Consider the following 17,534-nt stretch of genomic DNA (forward strand, 5'->3'; position numbering starts at 1 on the left):
TTACAGAAATTTTTATGGGCTTGAGGTTTTATTGTGGGAGCCGGCTTGGCGCGGGCGGCGTTCCGACGAATGCGGTGTATCAGGCAGCTCATTTATGACTGACCTGGCGCCTTCGCCAGCAAGCCGGCTCCCACGGGTTCGGCGTCGAACAAACGGCCTGGATCCGGCGCGGTTATTGTGGGAGCCGCCTTGGTGGCGAATGCAGTTGACCAGACAACATAGAATCTCCCACACCACCACCGCGTTCAAACCGGTTCGCCCGCCCAAACGTACCGAAATCATTGAAGCGTACCCCCATCTCGGCCATGACCTTGTGCGCCACTGGCGCGGTCATCTGGCGGATGTAGAACGGATCTTTCACCACGAAATGATGAATTGCGTGGGTGCTGCCGAAGTTGAAGCAGAACGCCTGCAACGGCCACAGCCACCAAGGATTGAGCACCTGAGTCTGCTGCATGACGTTACCCGCTTCGACGTCGCCGTAGTAGTGCATGTTCGAACTGACGAAATGCAGGCAGAACGTGCGCAACACATTGGGAGCGATCAGCACCACGACCGCGATGTCGATGACGTGCATCAAGGCCAACGTATCGGCCGACCAATCAATCGACACGCCCATCAGGCTGGCAACACCGTTGGCCCCATGAAAGCCAAGGAACACGTACCACGCGCCCCAATTGAGCAGCGCCAGCGGGGCATAAACCCGCAGCGTTCTTTTGAGGATGCTGAATTTATGCGCCCAGGTTTTCGCCCGCAGCATGCGGATCAGCGACGACATGACGTTGTCGCCCACCATCAGCAAACGTGCGATGCCCCAGGGTTCGCCATTGGTGATGGCGCGCTCTTCCATGTCGGCCTCAGTACCGGACACCTTGTGGTGATTCAAATGCAGATGCCGACGAATCCATGGATTGATGGTGCTGGGCCGGGCCATCCACACCAGCGCTAGCATCAGGTTATGGGGCACGCGTTGCTTGCGAAAATACAGACTGTGGATCAGGTCGTGTTCCAGCTCATGGGTCAATGAAGCGAAGAACGCATTCAGCAGCAAACACACCCACCACGCCATGAAATCGTTGAGATAGAGCACCGCACTGCCGATCATCCCGGCGAGGGCGAAAATCAGAATGCCGGCCCCAATGGCGTCCTGATGTTCAAGGATCGGGTAGCGCTGGCGCAGGGCATTTCCATGGGCCATCACCACCGCGCGAATATGGGCTGATCGCTGTTGTGCATTCAGTCCGGCAGCGCTTGCAGAAGTGTCGTGCATGCTTCCATTCTCCGGTTTTATGATGAGCGAAACGTTGCTCCACTGTGCCGTGCGGGGCCTCAAGCTGCCCGGCCGTGGACGCCAATCTGTTGACCGGAAGCGCCAACTTGTATGTCTGAGCCGAGTATTCTCGCCAGTTGGACCCGCGCCCTACGCAAGCAACTCGATGCCCTTGGCCTCGACAGTCTCGCGCTGAGCCAGGCTGCGGGCCTCGATCCACAATTGATGGACGACCCCAATGCGCGGTATCCGGTGACGGTCACCACAAAGCTTTGGCAACTGGCGGTCGAGGCCAGCGGCGATCCGGCACTGGGGTTGCGGGTGTCGCGGTTCGTCAGCCCGACGACCTTTCATGCGCTGGGTTACGCCTTGGTGGCGAGCGGTTCGTTGCGCGAGGTGTTCGAGCGCATCGTGCGTTATCACCCCGTGGTCAGCGATGCGCTGGACCTGAGTTTTACCCGCGTCGGGGATCATTACGAGTTTCGCTTTCGTGTGCCGGAAGGCGGCCCGGTGCCCGCCAATGAGGCAATGGATGCCTTCGCGGCGATCTACGTGCGCACCTGCCGCAATCGATTGGGGCGTCATTACGCGCCCCTTGCGGTACATCTGGTGAGGCCGCAACCCGCCGACCCCAAACCCTGGCATGACGTGTTCCGCTCACCGCTGTACTTCGGTGCGGCGGAAAACCTGTTGATGTTTGCCTGCGCCGATTTCGACAGCCATCTGGACGACGCCAACCCGGAACTGGCCGAACACAATGAGGCCGTTCTGGACCGTGCGCTGGAAAAACTCAGCCCGCTGACCTGGGAGCGCAAAGTGCGTGGCGCCATCGAGACCCAGTTGCCCGAAGGCGAACCCTCGGCAGACCGCATCGCCCAGCACTTGCACCTGAGCCTGCGCAGCCTGCAACGACACTTGGCCGACGAAGGCTGCAGTTACGACCTCTTGCTCAATCAGTGTCGCCAGAACCTGGCGCTTCAGCACATGCGCGATCCCGGCAGTTCGCTCAGCGAAATCGCCTATTTACTGGGCTTTGCCGACACCAGCAGTTTCAGCCGCGCCTTCAAGCGCTGGACCGGCATGACCCCCAGCCAGTATCGCGACGGCATGCTGCGCTGACGGTTTCAGGCGCCTGCCAGCGTCAACCGGTGCTGGGCAATCTTTCGCAGTCGCTCGATGTCCAGCTCACTGATGAAATCGTGCTCCCGGCGCAGAAGCCCTCGTTTGGCAAACCCTTCAAGCACGCGATCCACCACCTCGGGCACCAGCCCCAGACAGCGCTGGGAGTGCAGATCAACCATGGAAATGATGCGTACCGACTGATCCATGTCGCCGTAGCCCTGGGCGAGCATCACCAGACGAAACGCCACCCGCTCATCCGTCGGCAGTAAGGTCATTTGATCGGGAAGCGGCACACCCAACCCCAGTTTGCGCTTGAGCAAATCGCCGAAATAGCGCCAATAGCGGGGCTGGTCCTTCAGCAACTGATCAAGCGGGGCCTGGGGCATGTGCAACAGAATCAACTGGTCCGCGGCGAAAACATCCCGCAAACGCGGGCGGTCATCGAACAGTGATACTTCGCCAAACCAGTACGGCCGGGCAGTCACCACCGGAGAAAGCCATTTGCTTTGCTGATTGACGTCGTTAAAGCGCAATGACCCGTCGAGCAGAGCGTACAGCCCACACGCAGGCTCGCCCTTTTGGAAGATCAGTTTGCCGGGGGTGAAGCGCCGCTGCCGCATACCGGTGAGCAGGCTATCCTGCAGGGAAGCGGGCAAATCGTTGAACCAGTGATCGTTGTCCAACCACGAGCGCCATTGGGTTCCATTCGTCACGTGAATCTCCTTTTTCTTGCTGGCGTTTTATTGCAGGCTGAGCCCATCAGTGGGCCTGGCCAAAAAATCAGGGCGCATGATCCACGCATAACGGGAGGAATAACAATGAAAAACCTCGTCGATCACCTCAGTCAGTACGCGGCTTACCATCGCGACACCCGTAACATCGCCACCCATTTCATCGGTGTGCCGCTCATTGTGCTGGCGGTTTCCGTGCTGCTGTCCCGCCCTGGCTGGAGCAGTTGGGCGCTGGGCGAGTTGTGGTTGTCACCGGCGCTGCTGGCGACCGTGGCGGCGACCTTGTTCTACCTGCGGCTGGATAGGCCGCTCGGCATCGCACTGGGCGTGGTGCTTACGCTGTTCCTGTGGATCGGCGCGCACCTGGCGCAACAAAGCATGCTGGTCTGGCTCGGCTCCGGGGTGGGGCTGTTCGTCGTGGGCTGGATCATTCAGTTCGTGGGCCATTATTACGAAGGCCGCAAACCGGCGTTCGTCGACGACGTCACAGGTTTGATCATCGGACCGTTGTTCGTCACCGCCGAAGCGGCTTTTCTGATGGGGATGCGACGCAAGTTGAAAGGCAACATCGAGGGGCGTGTGGGGCGCACGCACAAGCGGGATTTGAAGAAAGCGGCGGTTTAAAAGCTCCTCGGCGCGTTTCTGCCGAAGGCTGTCAGATCGTTCCCACGCTCCGCGTAGTAACGCCGCCCAGGACGCTCCGCGTCCATCGCCAGGGTGACGCGGAGCGTCACGGGATGCATGCCCACGCAGAGCGTGGGCACGATCATGTGTTGATCATCCGATCAGAGGTTTTCCACCTTCTGCCAAACCTTCGGCTTGAAGAACAGCGTCTCCCCGCGCGCCAGGCCGATCAGGCTGTCGTGATCCTTCACCACTTCCACTTCGATCAAATCCGGCTGGCCTTCGGCCTTGAGCGTAACCCGCGTGGTCGCGCCCAGCGGACGGATATCACGCACTTCCGCAGGGTGATGCCCTTCCACTTCCTGACGCGACAGCGACACTTCGTGAGGACGGAACAGCACGTGGTTGTCTTCACCCAAGTGCAGGCGGTTGGAATCGCCCAGGAAGTGGTACACGAAATCACTGGCCGGGTTCTCGTACACCTCGCCCGGTGAGCCGATCTGCTCGATCACGCCCTTGTTCATCACCACGATGCGGTCGGCGACTTCCATGGCCTCCTCCTGGTCGTGGGTCACGAACACCGAAGTCAGGTTGATGTCTTCGTGCAGGCGCGCCAACCAGCGGCGCAGCTCTTTACGGACCTTGGCGTCGAGGGCACCGAACGGCTCGTCCAGCAGCAGCACTTTAGGCTCCACCGCCAAGGCCCGAGCCAGGGCGATACGCTGACGCTGGCCACCGGACAGTTGCTCCGGGTAGCGATCAGACAGCCAGTCCAGTTGCACCATGTTCAGCAGCTCGTGAACCTTGGCGGCGATTTGGGTTTCGTTCGGGCGCTGGTTCTTGGGTTTCATGCGCAGGCCGAAGGCGACGTTGTCGAACACGGTCATGTGGCGGAACAGCGCGTAGTGCTGGAACACGAACCCGACGTTGCGATCACGCACATCGTGACCGGAGACGTCTTCGCCGTGGAACACGATGTTGCCCTGATCCGGGGTTTCCAGCCCGGCAATGATGCGCAGCAAGGTAGTCTTGCCACAGCCGGACGGCCCCAGCAAAGCCACCAGCTCGCCACTCTGGATGTCCAGATTGATGCTGTTGAGGGCCTTGAAGGCGTTGAAATTCTTGCTGACGTTACGGACTTCGATCGACATGAATTATTCCTCCGCCGCGCTTTGGCGCAGACGGCTAATGCGCGCTTCGCTCCACTGCTTGAGCAGCAGGATGAACAGCGCAAGGATCAATAACAGGCTCGCCACGGCAAATGCAGCCACGTGGTTGTACTCGTTGTAGAGAATCTCGACATGCAGCGGCAGGGTGTTGGTCACGCCGCGGATATGGCCGGAGACCACCGACACCGCGCCAAACTCGCCCATCGCCCGCGCGGTACACAGCACCACGCCGTAGATCAGGCCCCATTTGATGTTGGGCACAGTCACATGCCAGAACATCTGCCAGCCGTTGGCGCCCAGCAAGCGCGCCGCCTCTTCTTCCTGCGTGCCCTGCTCCTGCATCAGCGGGATCAGCTCGCGGGCCACGAAAGGCACGGTCACGAAAATGGTCGCCAGCACGATACCCGGCAAGGCAAACACGATCTGGATATCGTGATCCTGCAGCCACGGCCCGAACACGCCGCGGGCGCCGAACATCAGGATGTAGACCAGACCGGCGATGACCGGCGACACCGAAAACGGCAGGTCGATCAGGGTGACCAGAAGGGCCTTGCCACGGAACGAATATTTGCTCACGCACCAGGCGGCTGCGACACCGAACACCACGTTCAGCGGCACCGAAATCAGCACGGCGTAAATGGTCAACTTGAGCGCCGACAGGGCGTCCGGCTCAAGAATCGCCGTGAAGAATCCGCCAATGCCATCTTTCAGGCCTTGGCTGACCACGACAAACAGCGGTAACAGCAAAAATAACGCAAAGACCAGCCACGCAAGGCCGATCAGAATGCGCCGCGACACCGCGCTGCCCCGACGGGCAGCATTGGCGGAGGAAGCGGCAATAAGCGATGGACCGGACATAAGCGCCTTCTCAGTTCGGGGTTTCGATACGGCGCTGCAAAATGTTGATCAGCAGCAACAGAATGAACGACACCACCAGCATCAGCACGCCGATGGACGTCGCGCCCGCGTAGTCGTACTGGTCGAGTTTGACCATGATCAGCAGTGGCAGGATTTCGGTCTTCATCGGCATGTTGCCTGCGATGAAAATCACCGAACCGTACTCGCCCACGCCACGCGCAAAGGCCAGTGCAAAACCGGTCAGCCAGGCAGGCAACAAGGCAGGAACGAGGATGTGACGAAACACCTGAATCGGTTTGGCACCCAGACAGGCTGCCGCTTCTTCGACTTCACGGGGGATGTCGGCCAGCACCGGCTGCACCGTCCGCACCACGAACGGCATGGTGACGAAGGTCAGCGCCAGGGTGATACCGAAAGGGGTGTAGGCGATCTTGATGCCCAGATCCGTCGCGAACTGGCCGACCAGACCGGTCGGGGTGTACAGCGCAGTCAGCGCAATACCGGCGACGGCGGTGGGCAAGGCGAATGGCAAGTCGATCATTGCATCGATGATCTTGCGCCCCGGAAAGGTGTACCGCACCAGCACCCAGGCCAGCAGCGTGCCGATGATGCCGTTTATGATCGCCGCGTAGAACGCCGTGCCGAAACTCAACTTGAGCGCGGCCAGCACCCGAGGTGCCGTGACGATACCCCAGAACTGCGCGGCGCTCAGTTGGGAGGCGTGGATGAACATGGCCGCAAGCGGTATCAGCACAATCAAGCTGAGGTACACCAAGGTGTAACCCAGCGTCAGCCCGAAGCCGGGTATGACGGGGGATATGCGTCGAGACATAAGTGTCCTTGGTTTATACACGGAACCCGGAGCGGGTCCGGGTTTTTTAACTTGGCCTTTAAAAGCGCCGCAAAATCTAGCAGATCACGACGAACTCTGTGGGAGCCGGCTTGCTGGCGAAAGCGGTGTACCAGTCAACAAAGCAGCGTCAGACCGAACGCCTTCGCCAGCAAGCCGGCTCCTACAATTCACTGCATCTCATGAAAAGAAGTAGCGAGCCGTCCTCCGCCGTAATTACTGCGGTACGTAAATCTGGTCGAAAATCCCGCCATCGTCGAAGAATTTAGGCTGAGCCGATTTCCAGCCGCCGAAATCCTTGTCGATGGTCACCAGATCCAGTTTCGGGAATTGCTTCTCGTACTTGGCCGCCACTTCCTTGTCACGAGGACGGTAGAAGTTCTTCGCCGCGATTTCCTGGCCTTCCTTGCTGTACAGGTGCTTCAGGTATTCGGTAGCGATTTCGGTGTTGCCTTTCTTTTCGGCATTTTTGTCGACCACAGCAACCGGTGGCTCAGCCAGAATCGACAAGGATGGCACGACGATATCAAATTTGTCCGCGCCGCCGTCTTCTTTCAACGACAGGAAGGCTTCGTTTTCCCAAGCGAGCAGCACATCACCCAGGTTGTTCTGCACGAAGCTGATGGTTGCGCCGCGAGCACCGGTGTCCAGTACCGGAACGTGCTTGAACAGCTCGGTGATATAGGCCTTGGCCTTGGTCTCGTCGCCACCGTTGGCTTTCAGGCCGTAGGCGTAAGCAGCGAGGAAGTTCCAGCGGGCACCGCCAGAGGTTTTAGGGTTAGGTGTGATGACCGACACGTCTTTTTTGATCAAGTCTGCCCAGTCATGAATGCCTTTCGGGTTGCCCTTGCGCACCAGGAACACGATGGTCGAGGTGTACGGCGTACTGGCATCCGGCAGGCGCTTTTGCCAATCGACCGGCAGGGACTTGCCCAGTTTGGCGATTTCGTCGATGTCACCGGCCAGTGCCAGGGTCACCACGTCCGCTGGCGAGCCGTCGATCACCGAACGGCCTTGTTTGCCCGATCCGCCGTGGGACTGGTTGATTTTGACGGTGTCGCCAGGGTGAGCCTTGGCCCAGTAGCTGGCGAACTCAGCGTTGTAGTCCTGATACAGCTCGCGAGTCGGGTCGTAGGACACGTTCAGCAGCGTGTAATCCTTGGCAACAGCAGAACCGGCAAACACGGCACTGGCGAGTGCGGCCAGCGCATAACGGCGAATGGACATGAATCAAGCTCCTGGAAATCGGTGTTGTTGGCGTTTTTCTAGTTTTATGTAGGAGCGTGGTTTGTCCCGCGATCGACTGCGAAGCAGTCGTAAACCGGTAAACGCGGTGCACCAAGCAGGCCACACTGGCAGAGTTTACGACGACGATGTCGCCGATCGCGGGCAAAACCACGCTTCTACGGGGGTCGTGCGTGACTCAGTTCGACTGTTTGCCTGGGTTCTGCAAACGGAATTTTTCCTTGCGCTCGATCTGGACCACTTGTGCGTTGTGTACGGTGATTTCAACCGCGCCAAATCGCAGGTCACGCAACGCGCTCTGAATTTCACGCAGAATGCTTGCTTCGTCCTGGCCGTCGACGCTACGTAGAGATGCGCTCATGATCGTGCTCCTTGAAAGGGTTGCCCGCAGCGGCGGTGGGAATCGGCTGCTTGTGGCGTGGGAGCGATATTAGAGAGAGAGGGATATTCTTAAAAATACTATTTAAGAATGCAGATATAACAGAATGGAATTTGTAAACCCATCACATGCTCGACGCCCGCGCTCCCACAGATTTGACGATCATCGCTCCAGGACTCAAACCGCCGCAAAGACCGGCGCATGCTGCCAGTCGATCTGCTCAGCGGGCATGGGCTTGGCGAACCAGTAGCCCTGCCCCAACTCGCAGTGGTTTTTCAGCAGAAAGCCCGCCTGATCAGCGTGTTCGATACCTTCGGCCAGCACCCGCATGCCCATGGCACGAGCAAGGGCGATGATCGCGTGGACGATGGCAATGTCGTCATCGTCTTCAGGCAGACCGGCGACGAAGCCCTGATCGATCTTCAGCTTCTGCACCGGCATGCGCTTGAGCCGCAGCAGAGACGAATAGCCCGTGCCGAAGTCATCAATGGACAGTTTCAGCCCCAACTCGCGTAAGCGGTGCATCTGCTCAATGGCCTGCTCGGGGTCATCCATGACGGCACTTTCCGTCACTTCCAACTCCAGAAATCCCGGCGCCAGCCCTGTCTCATTCAATACTTGCGCGACACGCCGCTCCAGATCGCCACGGCTGAACAAGCGGCTGGATACGTTGACGGCCACGAAGGACAACTTAATGCCCGTATCAAGCCATTGACGCATCTGCCTACAGGACTCGCTGAGTACCCAGTTGTCGATGTCAGCGATCAGCCCACTCTGCTCGGCAATCGGGATGAACTCCCCCGGCGAGACCATTCCCAACTGCGGATGCTGCCAACGCACTAACGCTTCGACGCCTTCGATACGGCGCGTTTGCAAATTGTGGATCGGCTGATAAAACACCCTCAGCTCATCGTGCTCAATGGCCCGGCGCAGCTCGCTGGCCAGCTCCACACGACGCTGGGCGTGCGCCGTCAGTTGCGCGGTGTACAGCGCGTAACTTTCACGGCCTTGGCTTTTGGCCTGAAACAACGCTGCATCCGCATTGCGCAGCAGTTGTTCGGCCGTCAGCGCATCGCTGGGAAACAGGCTGATTCCGATGCTCGCCGTGAGGAACAGTTGCTGCCCGTCGATCACGAACGGTTCACGCAATCGGTCCAACATGGTCTGCGCAAGCTCTGCCGCCTGAACTGCATGATGCGGGCTTTCCACCAGCACCGCGAATTCGTCCCCGCCCAGGCGAGCCAGCGTCAGGCCCTTCTCCAACAGGCTGCTCAAGCGCCCAGTGACCGCCTTGAGCACTTCATCGCCCATGTTGTGCCCTAGGCTGTCGTTGATGTGTTTGAAATGATCCAGATCGATCAGCAGCAACGCCAGGTTCTGCTTGTGACGCCGGGCGTGACTCTGCGCCTGCTCGGCACGGTCGGTGAACAACAGGCGGTTCGGCAGGCCGGTCAGCGCGTCGTAGTGGGCCAGATGGGCCAGTTCACGCTCAGAATGCTTGACGGTGGTGATGTCGGAGAACACCGCAACAAAATGGGTGATCTCGCCCCGATCGTTCTTGATGGAGCGAATGCTCTGCCACTGCGGATAAACCTCGCCGCTCTTGCGCCGGTTCCAGATTTCACCACTCCATTGCCCGGCGCTGAGGATGGTCTTGTACATGCGCTCGTAGAATTCCGGGCCGTGGCGCCCGGACTTGAACTTGTTGGGCGTCAGGCCCAGCACTTCGTCCTGGCGGTAACCGGTGATTTGCATGAACGCGCGATTAACGTGCACGATCACACCGTTGGCGTCGGTGACCAGCACACCTTCCAGTGTGCTGTCGAAGACCGCCGATGCGAGCCTTAGGCGCTGAATGTCTTCATCACGCCGAGGCCCCATCCCTATCCGCCGTGACAATCGGACGCGGGCGAGAAAGATGCAGACGCCACTGATGGCCAGCCACCCATAACCGCTCATCAGTTGGGCGCGGGCCAACCGGACCGGGTCATCGATCAAATGGGGTAACGCGTAGTCGCTGAACGCCAGCCAGAAAATCGACAGCAGCCCATACAACAGTGCGGTTTTGAGCGCATCTCGGGTAATCGCTGACATGGAAAACCAAAAGCCTTACGAATGGACGGGATTATAGAGTAAGAAACATCCTGCGACGCTTATCTCAAACGCGGACTGTTTTTATCAGATGGCTAAGTGATAATGCGCGTTGCCATCTCAGGGCCGTCGCACAGGCCCTGCACACCCGATGCGTTACAACCGAGGGCAACTCAGCCTATGTGGAACAACGGTCTACTCGACCTTTCCGTCTGGCAATTGGTCGCAGTCATTCTGGCGATGACTCACGTCACCATCGTCAGCGTCACAGTCTATCTTCATCGCTATTCCGCGCACCGCTCACTGGAGCTGAATGCCGGGCTCAAGCACTTTTTCCGTTTCTGGCTGTGGCTGACCACGGCGCAGAACACCCGCGAATGGACCGCCGTCCACCGCAAGCATCACGCCAAATGCGAAACCGAAGATGATCCGCACAGCCCGGTCATCAAGGGCTTGTCTACCGTACTGCGCAAAGGCGCCGAGCTGTATCGCGCCGAAGCGGAAAATCCGGACACACTGCGCATCTACGGCAAGAACTGCCCCGAAGACTGGATCGAACGTAACCTGTACTCGCGCTACCCGAAACTGGGCATTGCGATCATGGCAGTGCTGGACCTGGCGCTGTTCGGCGTCATCGGCATCACGGTCTGGGCCATCCAGATGATCTGGATTCCGCTCTGGGCGGCCGGTGTGGTCAATGGCCTGGGCCATGCCGTCGGCTACCGCAACTTCGAATGCCGTGACGCCGCGACCAATCTGGTGCCGTGGGGCATCCTGATCGGCGGCGAGGAGCTGCACAACAACCACCACACCTACCCCAACTCGGCCAAGCTGTCGGTCAAGCGCTGGGAGTTCGACATGGGCTGGGCGTGGATCAAGGTGTTCACCTGGCTGCGTCTGGCCAAGGTGCAGCGGGTTGCGCCCATTGCCCATCGGGTCGAAGGCAAGGGCCACGTGGACATGGACACCGCCATGGCCATTCTCAACAACCGGTTCCAGATCATGGCGCAGTACCGCAAGCTGGTGATCGCGCCGTTGGTGAAACAGGAACTGGTCAAGGCCGATGCATCGGTGCGTCATCAATTCCGCCGCGCCAAACGCCTGTTGTCCCGGGAAACCAGCCTGCTTGAAGACAAGCATCAGGTGCGCATCCAGACCATGCTGGAGCACAGCCAGGCCTTGAAGGTGATCTATGAAAAGCGCCTGGCCCTGCAACAGATCTGGGCACGCACCAGCAGCAACGGCCACGACATGCTCGCCGCGATCAAGGACTGGGTGCACGAAGCCGAAGCCAGCGGTATTCAGTCCCTGCGCGACTTCGCTGATCAGCTCAAATCCTACTCGCTACGCCCCCACCACGGCTGATGCCGTTGATCGGCGCACATCCGGATGGATGTGCGCCTGTCGGAACTAAGTGCCACTACACCTATCTCATTAGCACCTTCGCACTATGCTGTGTGACACGTTGTGGCTGTGCGCCGCACCTTATTTTGAGATGCCGTGCTCATGGACAACAATAAATCCGCGCTCGACACCCCAGCCTCCGCTGAAACCCTTCTGGCCCTGATGCACGCCCAGGCGGAAGTCGCGCGCCTGAGTGAACGGGAGCAGTTGTTCAGCTCCTTGCTGGTCAGCGTCAACGCCGTGTTATGGGCCTTCGACTGGCAGACCCAGCGCATGGTTTACGTCAGCCCTGCTTATGAGCGCATCTTCGGTCGCTCGGCCGGTCTGTTGCTCGCCGACTTTGGCGAGTGGCGTGACAGCATCTACCCCGACGATCTGGATTACGCCGAGCGCAGCTTGAGTGAAGTGCTGGAAAAGGGCTCCATCGAGGATCGCGAATACCGCATCATCCGCGCGGACGGGCAGGTGCGCTGGCTCAGTGACAAGTGCTTCGTCAGCCACCAGGCCGATCAGCGTCTGATCGTGGTCGGCATCGCCGAAGACATCACCGAGAAGAAACAGCTCGAAGACGAATTGCAGCGTCTGGCGACCACCGATGTCCTCACCCAAAGCAGCAACCGACGGCATTTCTTCGAATGCGCACAGCGCGAGTTCGAGCAAGCCCGTTTGCAGGGCACACCGATGGCGTTTCTGTTGCTTGACGTCGATGACTTCAAAATGGTCAACGACACCTGGGGCCATCAGGAAGGCGACGTTGTACTGCAACGCATTGCCGAATGTGGGCGAAATACGCTGCGCCGTGGCGACCTGTTCGGGCGTATCGGCGGTGAGGAATTTGCGGCGGTTTTCGTCGGCTGCGCACCCGACATGGCCAAACAGATCGCCGAGCGTCTGCAACGTGAAATTCAGCGCCTGACCTTTCAGCGTGACGACAAGGTGTATGGGATTACCGCAAGCCAGGGCCTGACCAACCTCGGCAAACAGGACCAAAGCCTCGAAGCCCTCTTCGCCCGCGCGGATGCGGCGATGTATCAAGCCAAGCGGCAGGGCAAGAATCAGATTGTGTTGGTGTAAATCTGCCTTTGAGTGGCGTGTGACGCAAACTCACCTGACGCGCTCCTATCCTTGTGGTAGCCAGCAAGCCGGCTCCCACAAGTTTGCGTCCCGTCTTGAAGACGTAATCAAGCGACCAACTTATTACGCACCCGCTCCAGATCCGACGCATTGACCTTCAACAGCCGCGCCGACTTGCTCTTGGCCAGCGCTTCAAGCGGGTCTTCCTGCCCCAGCCGCCCCATCTGCCCTGCCAGATTCATCGCCAACACCTCACGGGTGTAAACCCCGGTGTTGTACTGGTAAACGGCCGCGATCAGCTCGCGCAACTCCAGCGGCAGACGCCAGCGGGTGCGCAACGCCGAACCGAACGCAGCGGCATATTGCTCAAGGGCGTGAGCGATGGTCGCGTCATCCAGCGTGCCCCCCGCCTGACGCCACTCCTGAAGGCAGCGAATGACCGACAGATCACCCAACCCCCTGAGCAGCCCCGCGCAATAACAGCGCTCGTGATCCAGATCCAGCGTGCGCGCCAGAATCCGCGCATACCCCGCCGTGCGACGAGACACGTCCCAAATCTGGCTCGCCTGAAGAATCAGGGCTTCGTCGGTCAATATCGCCCCACGCTTGAGCGCCAGCCCCTGAATCAGATTGGTGCTCTGCGCGCCGCCCAGAACGTTCAGCGCCTGCACCAGCGTCTGCTGCGGCTTGCCCTGATGCTGCGACGCACTGTTGGCCGCCGCGATCAGCACAGCAGTGACATGGGGGTCTTCGATCAACTCGCGCTCAAGTACCTTGAGATCAACGCCTGCCGGGCTGCGGCTGCGCGCCAGCACATCACGCACATCGACATACAGCGGGCCGCCATCGGCCAGTTCACGGCGTTTCTCCAGAAAGGCATCCAACCCGACGCCTGGGGCCAGTGCCGGGACCTCACACGCCACTTGCGCGCCATCCTTGAGCAGCAGGTTTTCCAACCGTTGGCGCAAGTTGTCGATATTAAGGGGTTTGGTCAGGTATGCGGTGGGGGCCAATTGCACGGCTTCGCGTACGCTGGCGCTGTCGTTGCGATTGCTCAGCAGAATGAAACGCACGGCAGGCTGGCGCTTGAGCAGCCTTACACCTCGCAACAGGCTCAGGCCGTCCACGCCCGGCAGTTCGCGGGACGCGATCACCAAGTCTGGAATGTACCCGCGCATCAGTTCCACAGCCTGTTTGCCGTCCAGGCACACATCAAGCTGTGCATCACAGCGCACATCCAGCACCAACTCACTGAGCATTTCGCGGGCCCAAGGGTCCGCCTCGGCGATCAACACACGAGGAACTAGAGGCGCCTCTACAACGGTCATCATGACTCTCCGGCATCAGTCTTCGTACATTAGTCAAAGACCGGCGAGTGAGACAGGGCAAAAGCGCGTTTTCTGACGTCAATAAACGAAAAAACCTGCCGAAGCAGGTTTTTTCTGACGAACTGGTCACAATTTGATCAATTGCGACCTGACCGCTGGAGCATCAAGCCAGTTCAGCGAAGCACTCTTCGATGATCTTCAGGCCTTTGTCCAGCTGCTCGTCTGGCGAGGTCAGCGGAACCAGAACGCGCAGCACGTTACCGTAGGTGCCGCACGACAGCAGGATCAGCCCCTTGTCACGCGCCTTGGCAACGACCGAAGCCACGGCAGCCGCGTTTGGCTTGTGAGTGTCGCCGTTTTCGAAGCACTCGATGGCGATCATCGAGCCCAGAGCACGAACGTCGCCGATCACACTTGGGTGTTTGGCTTGGATGGCTTTCAGGCCCGTGACCAGACGTTCACCCACAGCCTTGCTGCGGTCCAGCAGGTTTTCTTCTTCGAACACTTCCATGACCGCCAAGGCAGCGGCGCAAGCAATCGGGCTACCCGCGTAGGTGCCGCCCAGACCGCCCGGGGCGATGGCGTCCATGTATTCGGCCTTGCCGCACACACCGGCCAGCGGGAAGCCACCAGCGATGGATTTGGCGAAGGTGGTCAGGTCAGGCGCAACGCCCATTTGCTCCATGGCGAAGAAAGTGCCGGTACGGCCAGCGCCGGTCTGCACTTCGTCAGCGATCAGCAGGATGCCGTGCTTGTCGCACAGCTCGCGCAGGCGCTGCATGAAGGCTTTCGGGGCGACGTAGAAACCGCCTTCACCCTGAACCGGCTCAAGAATGATCGCAGCGATGTCACGTGGCTCGGCGTCGTTCTTGAAGATGCGCTCGATGCTGGCGATGGAGTCGTCGATGCTGACGCCGTGCAGCTCGTTCGGGTACAGAGCGCGGAAAACGCCGCCTGGCATCAGGCCCATGCCTGCGGAGTACGGCACGACTTTACCGGTCAGGCCCAGGGTCATCATGGTGCGGCCGTGGTAAGCGCCGGTGAAAGCGATCACGCCAGCACGGCCGGTGGCGGCGCGGGCGATCTTGACGGCGTTTTCGACCGCCTCGGAACCGGTGGTCACCAGCAGGGTTTTCTTGGCGAAGTCGCCTGGAACACGCGCGTTGATTTTTTCACACAGCTCAACGTACGGCTCGTACGCCAGCACTTGGAAGCAGGTGTGGGTCAGCTTGGTCAGCTGCTCTTGTACTGCAGCAACGATTTTCGGGTGCAGGTGACCGGTATTCAGTACCGCAATACCGCCCGCGAAGTCGATGAACTCACGACCTTCGACGTCAGTAACGGTAGCGTTCTTCGCGGTATCGGCGAAGATCGGGTGAATTTGACCAACGCCACGGGGTACAGCGGCTTCGCGGCGTTTCATCAGGGATGCGTTGGTTTTGCTCATGACTTCCTCATTCACCGCTCATCGGGCGGCGTGGTTCAAGGATGAAGCGGCGGGGGTCAACAGCGGCAGCATACGATGATCGACTGCCGCGGCCTCCCGGCCACCAGATAGTTTTTCTACAACAAAAACCCGCAAAGCGTCGCTCTCGCGCCCTTCGGGCTGAATCTTTCACCTCTATTTGAAGCGTTGCGAGCGACGGTCAGGCAAGGCGGCAAGGTTCGAAAAAAACGGAGTTGGCTGCAGCCAATGAGTATTTTTTCGAACCTTGCCAACGCAGCCTCACCGAGCGCAGCAGGTTCAAACGCTCAGGCAGAGGTATTTGATTTCCAAATAATCTTCGATGCCGTATTTGGAGCCTTCACGGCCCAGGCCCGACGCTTTCACACCGCCAAACGGCGCGACCTCGTTGGAGATCAGGCCGGTGTTGATACCCACCATGCCGTACTCCAGCGCTTCGGCCACGCGGAACACGCGGCTCATGTTCTGGGCGTAGAAGTACGACGCCAGACCAAACTCGGTGTCGTTGGACATCGCAATCACTTCAGCTTCGTCTTTGAAGCGGAACAGCGGCGCCAGCGGGCCGAAGGTCTCTTCCTTGGCGACGGCAGCGTTTTTCGGCACGTTGACCAGAATAGTCGGTTCGAAGAAGTTGCCTTCGATCAGCTTGCCGCCGGTCAGGACTTTCGCGCCTTTGCTCAGGGCATCATCAATGTGTTCCTGGACTTTCGCCACAGCCTTGCCATCGATCAGCGGGCCAGTGGTGGTGCCTTCGGCCAGACCATCGCCGACTTTCAGCTTGGCCACAGCAGCTTGCAGCTTCTCGGCGAACGCGTCGTAAACGGCGTCCTGCACGTAGATACGGTTGGCGCACACGCAGGTCTGGCCGTTGTTGCGGTACTTGGACACAATCGCGCCTTCGACGGCCTTATCCAGATCCGCGTCGTCGAACACGATGAACGGAGCGTTACCGCCCAGCTCCAGCGAGACTTTCTTGATGTCGTGGGCACATTCGGCCATCAGCTGACGACCGATTTCGGTCGAACCCGTGAACGACAGCTTGCGCACGATCGGGTTGCTGGTCAGCTCGGTACCGATGTCGCCCGCGCTGCCAGTGACAACGCTGAATACACCGGCAGGAATGCCAGCGCGCTCGGCCAGCTCAGCCAGCGCCAGCGCAGAATACGGGGTTTGCGAAGCAGGCTTGAGCACCATGGTGCAACCGGCGGCCAGTGCAGGACCGGCTTTGCGGGTGATCATCGCCGCCGGGAAGTTCCACGGGGTGATCGCAGCGGTCACGCCGATTGGCTGCTTCAGGACGATCAGACGCTTGTCAGGCTGGTGGCCCGGAATCACATCACCGTAAACGCGCTTGGCCTCTTCAGAGAACCACTCGATAAAGGAGGCAGCGTAAGCGATCTCACCCTTGGCCTCGGCCAGCGGCTTGCCTTGCTCCAGAGTCATCAGGCGACCGAGGTCTTCCTGGTTTTCGATCATCAACTCAAACCAGCGACGCAGCTTGGCGCCACGCTCTTTGGCGGTCAGGGCACGCCAGGCTGGCAGGGCTTTGTCCGCGGCCTCAATGGCACGACGGGTTTCGGCAGCACCCATTTTTGGCACGGTGCCCAGAATTTCGTTGGTCGACGGGTTGTTGACCTTGATGGTCTGGCCGCTGTCGGCATCAGCCCAGGCGCCATTGATGTACGCCTGCTGGCGGAACAACTTCGAATCTTTGAGCTGCATGTCGGCCTCCTAAACAGCACCGCGCAAGGCGGAGCGAATTATTGATTATTCAAAGGCGCCTTGAACAAGGCTGCCGTCAGGAAAACATTCGCCGGGCCCCGCACGCACGGATCGCGAAAAGCGCGAGTGACCGAACGGGAGCGTTTGAAATCTCAAACGAATCCTAGGGACAACAGGGGTAAAGGACAATAGTCCGTTCGAA

General features: G+C 59.5%; 15 protein-coding genes. 4 read left to right on the forward strand and 11 right to left on the reverse strand.

The window, feature by feature from the left end; translation table 11 throughout:
* Positions 1-172: 172 nt before the first annotated feature.
* Entirely contained in the window at positions 173-1,270 is a 1,098-nt protein-coding gene (locus tag ACI2KB_RS19300; RefSeq protein WP_404636869.1) for a fatty acid desaturase, read from the reverse strand.
* A gap of 111 nt (positions 1,271-1,381) precedes the next feature.
* On the opposite strand from ACI2KB_RS19300, the gene ACI2KB_RS19305 reads away from it, so the two are divergent.
* Positions 1,382-2,389 (forward strand): AraC family transcriptional regulator, encoded by a 1,008-nt coding sequence (locus tag ACI2KB_RS19305; RefSeq protein ID WP_404636870.1) that lies wholly within the window; start codon positions 1,382-1,384, stop codon positions 2,387-2,389.
* Positions 2,390-2,394: 5 nt separating this feature from the next.
* Here ACI2KB_RS19305 and ACI2KB_RS19310 read toward each other — a convergent pair whose 3' ends face one another.
* Positions 2,395-3,105, reverse strand: coding sequence for a Crp/Fnr family transcriptional regulator (locus ACI2KB_RS19310; RefSeq protein ID WP_404636872.1), 711 nt, complete (start codon positions 3,103-3,105; stop codon positions 2,395-2,397).
* 105 nt (positions 3,106-3,210) lie between these two features.
* Here ACI2KB_RS19310 and ACI2KB_RS19315 point away from each other — a divergent pair, with 105 nt between their 5' ends.
* Positions 3,211-3,747 carry a DUF962 domain-containing protein gene (locus ACI2KB_RS19315; protein WP_404636874.1) on the forward strand — a complete coding sequence of 179 codons (537 nt, stop codon included), beginning with the start codon at positions 3,211-3,213 and terminating at the stop codon, positions 3,745-3,747.
* A 161-nt stretch (positions 3,748-3,908) separates the two neighbouring features.
* On the opposite strand, the gene ACI2KB_RS19320 is transcribed toward ACI2KB_RS19315, so the two are convergent.
* From ACI2KB_RS19320 to dibA, 6 genes are all read right to left on the reverse strand, one after another.
* Positions 3,909-4,898 (reverse strand): sulfate/molybdate ABC transporter ATP-binding protein, encoded by a 990-nt coding sequence (locus ACI2KB_RS19320; RefSeq protein WP_404636876.1) that lies wholly within the window; start codon positions 4,896-4,898, stop codon positions 3,909-3,911.
* Between the two features lie 3 nt (positions 4,899-4,901).
* Entirely contained in the window at positions 4,902-5,774 is an 873-nt protein-coding gene (gene cysW / locus ACI2KB_RS19325) for a sulfate ABC transporter permease subunit CysW (protein ID WP_404636878.1), read from the reverse strand.
* Between the two features lie 10 nt (positions 5,775-5,784).
* Positions 5,785-6,606 (reverse strand): sulfate ABC transporter permease subunit CysT, encoded by an 822-nt coding sequence (gene cysT, locus ACI2KB_RS19330; protein WP_404636880.1) that lies wholly within the window; start codon positions 6,604-6,606, stop codon positions 5,785-5,787.
* Between the two features lie 234 nt (positions 6,607-6,840).
* Entirely contained in the window at positions 6,841-7,851 is a 1,011-nt protein-coding gene (locus ACI2KB_RS19335) for a sulfate ABC transporter substrate-binding protein (RefSeq protein ID WP_404636882.1), read from the reverse strand.
* A gap of 196 nt (positions 7,852-8,047) precedes the next feature.
* On the reverse strand, positions 8,048-8,230 hold the full coding sequence (gene oscA, locus ACI2KB_RS19340) for a sulfur starvation response protein OscA (protein WP_108237597.1): 183 nt from the start codon (positions 8,228-8,230) through the stop codon (positions 8,048-8,050).
* Positions 8,231-8,425: 195 nt separating this feature from the next.
* Complete coding sequence (gene dibA / locus ACI2KB_RS19345; protein ID WP_404636884.1) at positions 8,426-10,342, reverse strand: phosphodiesterase DibA; 1,917 nt, start codon at positions 10,340-10,342, stop codon at positions 8,426-8,428.
* A gap of 177 nt (positions 10,343-10,519) precedes the next feature.
* Here dibA and desA point away from each other — a divergent pair, with 177 nt between their 5' ends.
* Positions 10,520-11,704 carry a delta-9 fatty acid desaturase DesA gene (gene desA, locus ACI2KB_RS19350; protein WP_404636886.1) on the forward strand — a complete coding sequence of 395 codons (1,185 nt, stop codon included), beginning with the start codon at positions 10,520-10,522 and terminating at the stop codon, positions 11,702-11,704.
* Between the two features lie 141 nt (positions 11,705-11,845).
* Complete coding sequence (locus tag ACI2KB_RS19355) at positions 11,846-12,817, forward strand: GGDEF domain-containing protein (protein WP_404636888.1); 972 nt, start codon at positions 11,846-11,848, stop codon at positions 12,815-12,817.
* 107 nt (positions 12,818-12,924) lie between these two features.
* On the opposite strand, the gene ACI2KB_RS19360 is transcribed toward ACI2KB_RS19355, so the two are convergent.
* From ACI2KB_RS19360 to gabD, 3 genes are all read right to left on the reverse strand, one after another.
* Complete coding sequence (locus ACI2KB_RS19360) at positions 12,925-14,145, reverse strand: HDOD domain-containing protein (RefSeq protein WP_404637022.1); 1,221 nt, start codon at positions 14,143-14,145, stop codon at positions 12,925-12,927.
* A gap of 163 nt (positions 14,146-14,308) precedes the next feature.
* A complete protein-coding gene (gene gabT, locus ACI2KB_RS19365; protein ID WP_404636890.1) occupies positions 14,309-15,592 on the reverse strand; it encodes a 4-aminobutyrate--2-oxoglutarate transaminase in 1,284 nt (427 codons plus the stop codon).
* A gap of 297 nt (positions 15,593-15,889) precedes the next feature.
* Positions 15,890-17,332 carry an NADP-dependent succinate-semialdehyde dehydrogenase gene (gabD, locus tag ACI2KB_RS19370; RefSeq protein ID WP_404636892.1) on the reverse strand — a complete coding sequence of 481 codons (1,443 nt, stop codon included), beginning with the start codon at positions 17,330-17,332 and terminating at the stop codon, positions 15,890-15,892.
* Between the last annotated feature and the right edge of the window lie 202 nt (positions 17,333-17,534).

Origin of the sequence: Pseudomonas sp. NPDC088444 (genome assembly GCF_044900175.1) — a bacterium.
Taxonomy (GTDB): domain Bacteria; phylum Pseudomonadota; class Gammaproteobacteria; order Pseudomonadales; family Pseudomonadaceae; genus Aquipseudomonas.

Bases quoted from the DNA above. Each gene is read 5' to 3' on its own strand.
- ACI2KB_RS19300 (WP_404636869.1), bottom strand. From the start codon at position 1,270: ATGCACGACACTTCTGCAAGCGCTGCCGGACTGAATGCACAACAGCGA.
- ACI2KB_RS19305 (WP_404636870.1), top strand. From the start codon at position 1,382: ATGTCTGAGCCGAGTATTCTCGCCAGTTGGACCCGCGCCCTACGCAAG.
- ACI2KB_RS19315 (WP_404636874.1), top strand. From the start codon at position 3,211: ATGAAAAACCTCGTCGATCACCTCAGTCAGTACGCGGCTTACCATCGC.
- ACI2KB_RS19320 (WP_404636876.1), bottom strand. From the start codon at position 4,898: ATGTCGATCGAAGTCCGTAACGTCAGCAAGAATTTCAACGCCTTCAAG.
- cysW (WP_404636878.1), bottom strand. From the start codon at position 5,774: ATGTCCGGTCCATCGCTTATTGCCGCTTCCTCCGCCAATGCTGCCCGT.
- cysT (WP_404636880.1), bottom strand. From the start codon at position 6,606: ATGTCTCGACGCATATCCCCCGTCATACCCGGCTTCGGGCTGACGCTG.
- ACI2KB_RS19335 (WP_404636882.1), bottom strand. From the start codon at position 7,851: ATGTCCATTCGCCGTTATGCGCTGGCCGCACTCGCCAGTGCCGTGTTT.
- oscA (WP_108237597.1), bottom strand. From the start codon at position 8,230: ATGAGCGCATCTCTACGTAGCGTCGACGGCCAGGACGAAGCAAGCATT.
- dibA (WP_404636884.1), bottom strand. From the start codon at position 10,342: ATGTCAGCGATTACCCGAGATGCGCTCAAAACCGCACTGTTGTATGGG.
- desA (WP_404636886.1), top strand. From the start codon at position 10,520: ATGTGGAACAACGGTCTACTCGACCTTTCCGTCTGGCAATTGGTCGCA.
- ACI2KB_RS19355 (WP_404636888.1), top strand. From the start codon at position 11,846: ATGGACAACAATAAATCCGCGCTCGACACCCCAGCCTCCGCTGAAACC.
- ACI2KB_RS19360 (WP_404637022.1), bottom strand. From the start codon at position 14,145: ATGACCGTTGTAGAGGCGCCTCTAGTTCCTCGTGTGTTGATCGCCGAG.
- gabT (WP_404636890.1), bottom strand. From the start codon at position 15,592: ATGAGCAAAACCAACGCATCCCTGATGAAACGCCGCGAAGCCGCTGTA.
- gabD (WP_404636892.1), bottom strand. From the start codon at position 17,332: ATGCAGCTCAAAGATTCGAAGTTGTTCCGCCAGCAGGCGTACATCAAT.